This window comes from Desulfococcus sp., from assembly GCF_050178255.1.
In the GTDB taxonomy this organism is placed as follows: domain Bacteria; phylum Desulfobacterota; class Desulfobacteria; order Desulfobacterales; family Desulfococcaceae; genus Desulfococcus; species Desulfococcus multivorans.
In genome coordinates this window covers 10,727-20,578 of the sequence record NZ_JBFXGG010000058.1, presented here as the reverse complement: position 1 = coordinate 20,578, position 9,852 = coordinate 10,727, and the positions used below count along the sequence as shown (strand labels likewise).

Below are 9,852 nucleotides of genomic sequence, written 5' to 3'. Positions count from 1 at the left end.
GGGCCGGATATCGTCCGGTTTATCCGCTCCCGGGGGGCCCGGGTGTTTCTCGACCTGAAGCTCCACGACATCCCCGCCACGGTGGCGCGCGCCATGGCCCGGGTGGCGGATCTCGACGTCGCGCTCGCCACGGTCCACTGCGGGGAAAGCCCTGAAATGCTGGGGGCCGCCGTGGCCGGGAGCGGTGGAAAGGTGGGGGTGCTGGGGGTCACGGTGCTGACCAGCGTCTCCAGCGAGGATATCGCCGCCGCCGGCTTCCGGCCGGAACTGGCCGCCGACATGACCCGGCTGGTCATGAACCGGGCGGAAACGGCCCGGGCCGCGGGTTGCGCCGGGATCGTCTGCTCGGGACTGGAGGCGGCCGCCGTCAAGAAGGCCTTCGGACCCGATTTTCTGGCGGTGACCCCCGGCATCCGTCCCGCATCGGCCCAGGATTCACCCGACGACCAGAAGCGCGTCACGACACCGGGACAGGCCGTCCGGTGGGGGGCCGACTATCTGGTCGTGGGCAGACCCATTCGGGACGCGGCAGACCCCCGGGAAGCAGCCCGCCGGATCGCCCGGGAGGTTCAGACCGCTCTTGCGGCCGCCTGATCATGCCGCGGGACGGCGACTCCGGGGCAGCACCAGGTTCAGGAGAACGCCCAGGATGCCTGAAAGCCCGATGCCCTTGATGCTGAAATCTCCGGCGGAGAAGACCATACCGCCGATGCCGAAGACCAGGACGAGGGAGACGATGCACATGTTTCGGGGTTCCATCAGATCCTCACCCGCCTTGACCAGGCTGTTGAGCCCCACGACCATGATGGCGCCGAAGAGCAGCAGCATGATCCCGCCCATGACCGGCGTGGGGATGGTCTGGAGGAGGGAGACGAGATACCCCGCCGTGATGCCGCAGAGGATGGGAATGAGGCGCAGCATGCCCCTGCCCTTCAAGGAGACCAGGACGGTGACGGCCAGGGACAGCATGGAAATAAAGAGGGCCGTTCTTTCGGGAACGAGGACCGCCGCGCCGTCGCCGGTCTTTCCCATGGCCATGTTGACGGCCACCGGCGCCAGGACCAGCCCGATGACCATGATGACCGGGCCGGTCCGAGGGGTCTGGGGACATGGGATGCTCCTTGCCCGGGTTGGGGGTTCCTGGGCGCACCGGTCTATTTGGTGCCGAAGATCTTGTCGCCGGCATCCCCCAGACCCGGCAGGATATACCCGAGGTCGTTCAGCTTTTCATCCACGGACGCCACGTAGACCTCGACGTCCGGGTGGGCCTTTTCGAGCCGCCTGAGGCCTTCCGGCGCCGCTACGAGAAAGAGCCCCTTGATGTGGGTGCATCCGGCCGCCTTCAACAGATCGATGGTGGCGACGAGGGTGCCGCCCGTGGCCAGCATGGGGTCCAGGATGAGGGCGATCCGCTCCTCCATGTTGCTGGTCAGTTTGACGTAATAGCGAACGGGTTCCAGGGTCTCTTCGTTGCGGTAGAGGCCAACCAGGCTGATCTTTGCCGAGGGGATCATGTCGATGACGCCGTTCATCATTCCGATGCCGGCCCGAAGAATGGGGACGACGGTGATCTTTTTCCCCTTGATCGTATCGACTGTCACCGGACCGGCCCACCCCTCGACGGTGATCTGTTCCGTTTCCAGGTCCTTGGTCGCTTCGTAGGTCAGCAGTCTTGCGATCTCCGAGGAGAGGTCTCTGAAGTCCTTGGTCGAGATGTCGGCTTTGCGAATGAGCCCCAGTTTGTGTTTGATCAGGGGGTGGTCGGCAAGGGTGACGGGCACGGCGGCCTCCTTTATGCAGGGTGGAAAATATAAGTTGGGGAAAGGGTCAGAAACAGCCCAACGGCCGGTTGAAGGTGTATTTTCCCGGTTCCTTGACAAGTTTGTCAAGAGAATGTTGCCATCAGGGTGCCTCCTTATGAATGAAACAGGGTTGGGTATCGATGGGGTTGACCCGTCTGTATATAATGTGATTGATACGGAATGACAATCTATTCCTGATTATGACGATCTATTCCTGCCACATCGCCGTCGCCGTCGCCCTTCCCGTCGAAGGATCCTACACCTACGGGGTCCCGGACGCCCTCGCGCCGTTGGCGACCCCCGGAAAGCGGGTCCTGGTGCCCTTCGGACGGCGGCGGGTCACCGGGTACGTACTGGGGGAGACGGTCCCTTCGGGAGGGTATGCCGTCAAGCGGATTCTGGACGTCCTGGATCCGGTCCCCCTCTTTCCTCCGGAGATGATCCCTTTTTTCAAATGGGTCGCCGACTACTACATGCACCCCCTGGGGGAGGTGATTCAGTGCGCCCTGCCCGGCGGACTGAACGTTTACGACCGCTTGACCGTTTCGGCCACTCCCGGGGGGCTGACAGTCTTCGAGGCGGGGGGTCGGGATCTCACACCCCTCGAGCGGGAGGTGATGACCCGCCTGAAATCGGGGCCGTGTCGTCTCAAGGACCTGAGAGAGCGGCGCGTGCCGGCGGCCCTGGTGCAGACCCTCGAGGACCGGGGATGGCTGGTGCGGGAAGCCGTGCTCCAGGGGGGCGTGGCCCGGCCGAGAATGGAACGGTTCGCGGCGCGGGGCGACGGAACGCCGCCGGCGTCCCTTTCCCGGGCCCGGCGGGATATCCTGGCACTCCTGGAGTCCCGCGAGGAGATGTCGATCAGCGATATCAAGGCCCAGGTGCCGACGGCGCCGCGGCTCGTCCGCGCCATGGTCGAGCAGGGACTGGTCCGGGTCTACGAGAAACAGGTCTATCGCGACCCCTTTGGCGAACCGATACCACCGGATACCCCCCGAACCCTCAACCCGGAGCAGGCCGGGGTGGTCGCCGAAGTGGACGCCGTCACAGGCAAGGGGTTTTGTCCCTTTCTCCTGGCGGGGGTCACCGGCAGCGGGAAGACGGAGGTCTATCTCCATCTGGCCCGGAAGGTGATGGAAAAGGGGCTCCCGGTGCTGGTGCTGGTGCCCGAGATCGCCCTGATCTCCCAGATGGAGCGTCGGTTCCGGGCCCGATTCGGGGAGGCCGTCGCCGTGCTCCACAGCGGGCTTTCCGCGGGCGAGCGGTTGGATCAATGGCAGCGGATTCTGAACCGGGAGGCCGCCGTCGTCATCGGGGCACGGTCCGCGGTTTTCGCCCCCCTCGATCATATCGGTCTCGTCATCGTGGACGAGGAACACGACACCTCCTACAAGCAGGGAGCGGATCTGCTTTACAATGCCAGAGACATCGCCGTGGTCCGTGCGAAGCTTTCGGACGCCGTCGTGATCCTGGGATCGGCGACGCCCTCCGTTCACACCTGCTACAATGTCCGCACGGGAAAGTTCAGGGAGCTTCGGATTCGGCGGCGGGTGGCGTCCCGCCCGCTTCCCGAGATCACCGTGGTCGATCTCAAAAAGGTCGCGGACACCCGGGGGGCGAGGCGCTTCATTACGCCGCCCCTCCATGCGGCCATGACCGCGGCCCTGGAACGGAAAGAACAGGTGCTGCTCTTTCTGAACCGCCGGGGTTTTGCCAGCTTCCCGGTTTGTGCCGCCTGTGGAGAGGCCCTCCGGTGCGTCCACTGCGACATCACGCTGACCTACCACCGCCTGGCCGGGGTTTACCGGTGCCACTATTGCGGCTACACCCGAAAGGCGCCCTGCGACTGTCCGGCCTGCGGACCCGCCCCCATCAAACTGCTGGGGATGGGGACCGAGAAGGTGGAGGCCGCGGTCAAGGCCCTGTTCCCCGACGCCCGGGTGGCGCGCATGGACCGGGACACCACCACCCGAAAGGGGTCTGTCGTCAGGATCCTGAAGAGTCTGAGGAAAGGGGCGGTGGACGTTCTGGTGGGGACCCAGATGGTGGCCAAGGGTCACGACTTTCCCAACATCACCGTGGTGGGGGTCATCTGCGCGGACCTTTCCCTCAGTTTTCCGGATTTCAGGGCCGGGGAACGCACCTTCCAGCTCCTGGCCCAAGTGGCCGGCCGCGCCGGCCGGGGGGATGCCCCCGGCCGGATGATTCTGCAGACCTTCACCCCCGATCATTTCAGCATCGTCGCCGCGACCCGACAGGACTACGAGGCGTTTTACAAGGTCGAGATCGGTTTTCGCCGGGCCCTCGGTTATCCGCCGGTATCCCGTATCATTCAGCTCAGGATCTCGGGCGTCGACCCCGAGGCGACCCGGGAGACGGCCGAGGCCCTGGGGTCGGTCTGCCGGGAGCTGTTGCAGCAGGAGGCGGTTTACCGGAAATGGGTGACGCTTCTGGGACCCGTGGAGGCCTCGATCCAGAAGATCGCCGGCCGCTACCGCTGGCAGATGCTGGTCAAGGGCCTGCGGATCGGGCCGCTTCGCCGGTTTGTCCGGGCGGTTTCCTCGGCGGCGCCGAACCTGTTTCGCCACCCCGGGGTGCGGGTGGTGATCGACGTGGATCCGTATTTTCTGAGTTGAAGAAAGGGGAAGGGGGTAGCGACATTGCCTTGCCGAAGCCCTTAATCACTTTCTCTGTTTTCGAAAAAATCGGCCTTGTCGAGGATGAACTGGTCGGCCTTCCATTTCGGCACGGCGAAGATCCAGGGGCTGATCCGTTGATTCAGTTCAGCCGCCGCGACAGCCGGATCCGCCGGGGTTTCAGGGGCGCCGGCCGTCGTTTCCGTCCCGGCAGATACCGTCTCCTCCGGGGCCGGCGCCGTCGATTCGGTGCCGTCGGTGGGCGCATCGGTATTTTCAGCCGGATCCACCGGTGCTTCGGGGGCGTCGGCCGCCGTTTCTTCCCCGGCAGGGGCCGTCTTTTCCGGGGCCGTCGCCGGGGCTTCGGACGGCGGGGTGAAGGCGACCCGGGCCTTGAAATAGGTGCGGTCCGGATGGTCCGTCACGGGGCCTCCCAGGCAAAGGGTGTAGACGGTGCCGTCGAACAGCCCGTATTCGAAGCAGGCCCCGGTGTCGAGCCCGGTGGCTTCCGCCGGGGTTTTCGGATCGACCACGTCGTCGATCCGGAAGGTGGAGAGAGCGTCCATCAGGCGATTGATCTTGACCGACGCCGCGGTTTTGTCCGCCGGAACGTCGAGCAGCCCGGCCGGCTTTTCCGGGTCAGGGCGCCGGACGATATAGCGGGGCGCCCCGGCCCCCGGATCGATTCGGCGGACCTCGGCGATCCGTTCCGGCGCGACGTCCAGGATCTCCTTGTCGATCCATTTTTCGGGGTCGGTATCGAGGAAGTGGAACGCTTTGTCGACGACATAGACCGCCTTGTCCCCGTCGACCATGACATAGTTCCCGCCCCTTCCGGTGTCGCTATCCCGGGTCTTTCCGATGACGACGCTGGACAGGACCGCGTCGTTCCGACCCTTGAGGACGACCCGGGTGCCCCGGGCATCGGCGGCGGACGGATCGGATGCTCCGTCGGGGGCGTTGAGGGACAGGCGAGCCAGAATCTCGTCGGATGCCGGGAAGGTGCGATCCACCTTCATGTCGCGCAGCTTCAGCACGAGGTCGGAGAGCTTTACGAAATCAGCGGGGTATCCGTACCGCTCCCGAACGCGCCAGGTCGTCTCGCCCTTTTCCAGATGCACGCCGCGCTGGTGTCCGGTGATCTCGATCGTAAGGATCTCCTTCACCGGCAGGGCCGTCAGGAGGGGATCTCCTGACGGGTCGTCGGCTTTCCGGCCTGTCGACGGGCCGGATCCCAGAAGGAACCAGCTTGCCGCGCCGAGGAGCACGCAGATCAACAATAATATGATAAACGTCTTGGATTTCATGGTCTCATGCCCTCCATCCCCTACCGAAAGGGGGTTGTCCGATGTTTCCCGCCGAGGTTCACCTTCGGCTTTTCAGCCGCTGCCGCAAGCCGTAGATCATGCCCGCTGCGGCGACCACGAAGACCATCAGGAAGGTGTTGATGAATTTGACGGTGTTGCCCAGGCGTTCGATGTCGGCCCTCAGGTTGCGGCGGACCGTTTTGAGTTCCTTGTTGATGCGCCGACGCTCCTCCTGAAACGCGCGGATTTCGGCTTCCTGGGCCTCGCTCAGGATGAGCTGCTGGGCGGCCTCCTTCTGCTCCTCCAGCTGCTCCAGCTTCCGGTTGGTGTCGTCGATCCGGCGCATCAGCTCCTGTTCCCGCACCAGCCAGCGGGCCTGGGCCGCCTTCTCCAGGGCCTCGACCCGGGTGAAGGGGCGCTCGAACGTACCCCGGGAGCGGATGCCGATGAGGGCCTGACTTCCGATGAGCATTTCGCCGCTGTTCAGAACGAAATTGAGGTTGTCGTTGAACATTCGCGAGATCTTGAACCCCAGAAAGTTCTGGTGGCTGACGTAGTAGTTGTCGAAAAGGAGGTCCGCGTCTCCCACGAGGACGACGACGGCAGGACCTTGTCCCTCTTCGAGGTGCCCGTTTCCGGTGTTCCGGGGCTCGTCGCTCCCCGGTTTATCGGTCCCGCTTTCCGGGTCCCGGGGCGGGCCTTCGGGGAAGGCGCTCTTGAAGGTGCCGGTGATCTGAACCGCCAGGTCGAAGGGGGTCCCGGCGGCCTTGAAGTCCCGCCGCAGATCCTCGGCGCCGAGCTGGAGCATCATGGTGTCGGACATGGCGGCATTGGGGCTGGATCGGACCAGGGTCTCGAATGTGTAGGGGCTGTCCGGGGCCTTGAGAACGGCACCGGCCGCCGGCAGCAGCAAGCTTTCCAGCTGGGCCGTGATGATGTTGTCCCGGTTGAGGGCGTCGGCGTCCATCGAGAGCCAGAAGGGGTTGGTTTCCACCTGGTTGTCCTGGCCCCTGAGGCGGGTGGCGAAATCGAAGTCGACGACCGCCTTGCCGAGGTCCATCTCGACCCCCCAGGCCTTGAACAGGGCGGCCAGGCCGTCGGAGGCCTTGGACGGGGACCGGGGCGGCTCGCTCACCGAGAACGGGTCGGCGAACACCATGAGATTCCCCCCCCTTAAGAGATACTGATCAACGGCGTACTGAAGGGCCGGGGAGAGACCCTTGGGGTGGATGAGCATGAGCAGGTCGACGCTCTCATCGATGCTGTCGGCCCCGGGACTGATCTCCCGCACTTCGTGGTTCTTTCGGAGTTCGGAGACGAACATCCACGGCTCGGGACCGCCCTCCTGCGGCATGCCCATCATGGGCATGCCGAAGACGGGCAGGGCGCTGATGATCCCGATGGTCGGCTTTTCGGCGGACTGCACCCTGGCGATGATCCGGGTGATGTCGTACTCCAGCTGCTCCTCCCGGGTCGGATCGATCATGGGGATGACGGCCTCCTGATCCGCGGCCACGGCCGCCAGACCGAAATAGAGCCGCTCCCCCGTGGGCAGGTCGATGCCCGAGATGCCGTAGGCCGCGGCCTGATCCTCCGCCTCGGAGTCGGGTTCGGGGTCGTAGTGCTCGATGGTGAGTTTGCCCTCTCCGTGGCGTTCGTATTCGGAGAGAAAATCCATCAGCCGCCTGGCGTAGGTCTTGATGTGCACCGGGGTGTGGGTCTCGTCCCGGGTGTAGAAGACCTTGATGGCAGTGTCGTAGGAGAGGTTCGAGAGAATCTCCCGGGTGCCGTCCGACAGGGAATAGAGCTTGCCTTCGGTGACGTCCCATCGTGCGTTCACCCTGGATGCGATGACGTTGACGAGCACCAGGATGATCAGCACCAGGAGCAGTCCTCCTATGGATAAAAAGGATTTGCCGGCTTGTCCGGCCGGCGGGTGATGCGTTGTCATGATGCGTGGCCTCCTGTAGTCGATGCGGTGTCGGTGCTAAGCCCTTTTGTATTGAAGAATGATGCCGTTGGCGAACAGCGTGAAACAGATGACGGAGCCGAAGTAGAGAATGTCCCGCAGATCGAGGACGCCCCGCTGCATCGACACGAAATGGGATAGAAAGCCCAGGCCGGATACGACGGCGGTAAGCCACCTCGGGGCCCAGTCGGCCATCATCGCGGTGACGGGGGGGAAGCCGGCCAGGATGAAAAAGAGACAGATGAGGACGGCGAGGATGAAGCTGATCACCTGGCTTCGCGTGACGGCCGAGGTCATGCTGCCTACGCCGAGAAAGGCGCCGGCCATGAGAAAACTGCCGATGTAGCCGGTGACGATGGGTCCCGGGTCAGGGTCGCCGAGGTACGTCACCGTGAGCACCATGGGAAAGGTGAGGGCGAGGGCGATGCCGATGAAGGCCCACGCCGCCAGAAATTTTCCGATGATGACCTCGCCGGTGGTGATGGGAAAGGTGAGGACCAGCTCGATGGTACCCATGCGCAGCTCTTCGGCCCAGAGGCGCATGGCCGCCGCCGGGACCAGAAACAGGTAGAGCCAGGGGTGCCATTCGAAAAAGGCCCTCAGGTCCGCCTGACCCATTTCGAAGAAATGGCTGATGTGGAAGGTGAAAAAACCCATCAACAGCAGAAAGACGGCTATGAAGACATAGGCGACCGGAGATCCGAAATAGGCCTTGATCTCGCGTTTGAAGATCGCCGAAACATGGGTGAGTATCGCTTCTGATTTCATTGTTGCACCTGATAAGCGGTTTTGGGGTTCCGGGGTGTCGCTCAGGAGGTCGTGACGGCGCGGAAGACCTCGTCCAGCCGCCCTTGTTCGACGAAGAGGGACTTGACCTCGAAACGCTTCGCCGAAAGGGCCGTCATGAGATGCTCCGCCGCCAGAGGGTCCGCCGACTCCGGGTATATCCGGGCCTTGAGCGCCCCATCGGTGCGCTCGATCACCGCGACCTCCCGGATGCCGGGAACGCTCCGGGCGCAGGCGATGAAGGCGTCGGCATCGGCGTCGGCGAGGGTGACGGAGATGGCGCCGTGAATCGTGGAGCGGGCCTTCAGGTTCTCGGGGGTGTCGTCCGCCACGATGGCGCCTTTGGTGATGATGACGGCCCGGCTGCAGACGGCCTCCACCTCGTCCAGAATGTGGGTGGAGAGGATGATGGCCTTCTCGGCGCTCATCTTGCGGATCATGAGCCTGACCTCGTGCTTCTGGTTCGGATCCAGCCCGTCGGTGGGTTCGTCCAGGATCAGGTATTCGGGGTCGTGGAGAATGCTCTGGGCGAAACAGACCCGCTGTTTGAACCCTTTGGACAGCGTGCTGACGGTCTGGTGTTCGACGCCTGAAAGGAAGCACTTCTCGATGGTCTCCGTGACGCGCCGTTTCCTGTCGCTTCCCGAAAATCCGCGGATCTGGGCGCAGAAGTCGAGATAGGCGTACACGGTCATGTCGGGATACACCGGGGCGTTCTCCGGGAGATAACCGATTTTTTTTCGGGCCGCTACGGGCTCCCGGAGGATGTCGTGCCCCCCGATCACGGCGGTGCCGCCGGACGGGGGAACGAAGCCGGTGATCATCCGCATGGTGGTCGATTTCCCGGCGCCGTTGGGGCCGAGAAACCCCAGGATTTCTCCCTTTTGAACCGTGAAGGCGATGCGGTCCACCGCCTTATGGGGTCCGAAAAACTTGCTCAGATGTTTCACCTCGATCATTCGTGACACAGCTCCCTGTTTGGTGGGGTTGAACATGGCGTACCGCCGCCCGGTCATTGGTCGACGGGCGATAAGACAGCCTAATAATGCCTATGTTGGCACGGTTGTCAAGATTTAGATGGTTTCGTAACATGGCAGAATTCATGATGTTAACCACATGATATTGTTGTCGGTCACGATGGAAATCGGCATATGTTGCGGCAAAATCGTCAACAAGCGACTTTTTCGTCCTTTGATTCAAAGATCACGACCGGAGTGTCCCGCGTTCGGCCCTGTCGGGGGGTGATGCCGCCATTTTTATTGACATGGAAGGCCCATCAACTGTAAAAAATGGAAGATTTTCACCTGTAATTCAGTTTCAGCTTTCATCAGGGTGACCGGATAGCGGGTGTA

Annotated in this window: 8 protein-coding genes; 2 read left to right on the top strand and 6 right to left on the bottom strand. The window is 63.3% G+C overall.

Annotation, left to right across the window (positions count from 1 at the left end; genetic code table 11):
* Nucleotides 1–594, top strand: a 594-nt coding sequence (gene pyrF, locus AB7S84_RS11470; RefSeq protein ID WP_428154554.1) for an orotidine-5'-phosphate decarboxylase, incomplete at its 5' end; no start/stop codon positions are given.
* Here the strand turns inward: pyrF and AB7S84_RS11465 are convergent.
* On the bottom strand, nucleotides 595–1,080 hold the full coding sequence (locus tag AB7S84_RS11465; protein WP_428154556.1) for a solute carrier family 23 protein: 486 nt from the start codon (nucleotides 1,078–1,080) through the stop codon (nucleotides 595–597).
* Nucleotides 1,081–1,154: 74 nt separating this feature from the next.
* Nucleotides 1,155–1,781, bottom strand: a complete 627-nt coding sequence (gene upp, locus AB7S84_RS11460) for a uracil phosphoribosyltransferase (protein WP_428154552.1) — start codon at nucleotides 1,779–1,781, stop codon at nucleotides 1,155–1,157.
* 221 nt (nucleotides 1,782–2,002) lie between these two features.
* Between upp and priA the strand changes: the two genes are divergently transcribed.
* On the top strand, nucleotides 2,003–4,438 hold the full coding sequence (gene priA / locus AB7S84_RS11455; protein ID WP_428154550.1) for a replication restart helicase PriA: 2,436 nt from the start codon (nucleotides 2,003–2,005) through the stop codon (nucleotides 4,436–4,438).
* A 41-nt stretch (nucleotides 4,439–4,479) separates the two neighbouring features.
* Here the strand turns inward: priA and AB7S84_RS11450 are convergent, their stop codons facing one another.
* From AB7S84_RS11450 to AB7S84_RS11435, 4 genes are read right to left on the bottom strand one after another with little or no spacing between them, the layout of a single operon-like run.
* Nucleotides 4,480–5,745, bottom strand: coding sequence for a DUF4340 domain-containing protein (locus tag AB7S84_RS11450; RefSeq protein WP_020875326.1), 1,266 nt, complete (start codon nucleotides 5,743–5,745; stop codon nucleotides 4,480–4,482).
* Between the two features lie 58 nt (nucleotides 5,746–5,803).
* Nucleotides 5,804–7,696 carry a Gldg family protein gene (locus tag AB7S84_RS11445; protein WP_428154547.1) on the bottom strand — a complete coding sequence of 631 codons (1,893 nt, stop codon included), beginning with the start codon at nucleotides 7,694–7,696 and terminating at the stop codon, nucleotides 5,804–5,806.
* A gap of 36 nt (nucleotides 7,697–7,732) precedes the next feature.
* On the bottom strand, nucleotides 7,733–8,482 hold the full coding sequence (locus tag AB7S84_RS11440) for an ABC transporter permease (protein WP_428154545.1): 750 nt from the start codon (nucleotides 8,480–8,482) through the stop codon (nucleotides 7,733–7,735).
* A 41-nt stretch (nucleotides 8,483–8,523) separates the two neighbouring features.
* Entirely contained in the window at nucleotides 8,524–9,459 is a 936-nt protein-coding gene (locus tag AB7S84_RS11435) for an ABC transporter ATP-binding protein (protein WP_020875323.1), read from the bottom strand.
* Nucleotides 9,460–9,852: the final 393 nt, after the last annotated feature.

Excerpts from the sequence above, each read along its gene's own strand:
- priA (WP_428154550.1), top strand. The coding sequence starts at position 2,003 with ATGACGATCTATTCCTGCCACATCGCCGTCGCCGTCGCCCTTCCCGTC.
- AB7S84_RS11450 (WP_020875326.1), bottom strand. The coding sequence starts at position 5,745 with ATGAAATCCAAGACGTTTATCATATTATTGTTGATCTGCGTGCTCCTC.
- AB7S84_RS11445 (WP_428154547.1), bottom strand. The coding sequence starts at position 7,696 with ATGACAACGCATCACCCGCCGGCCGGACAAGCCGGCAAATCCTTTTTA.
- AB7S84_RS11440 (WP_428154545.1), bottom strand. The coding sequence starts at position 8,482 with ATGAAATCAGAAGCGATACTCACCCATGTTTCGGCGATCTTCAAACGC.
- AB7S84_RS11435 (WP_020875323.1), bottom strand. The coding sequence starts at position 9,459 with ATGATCGAGGTGAAACATCTGAGCAAGTTTTTCGGACCCCATAAGGCG.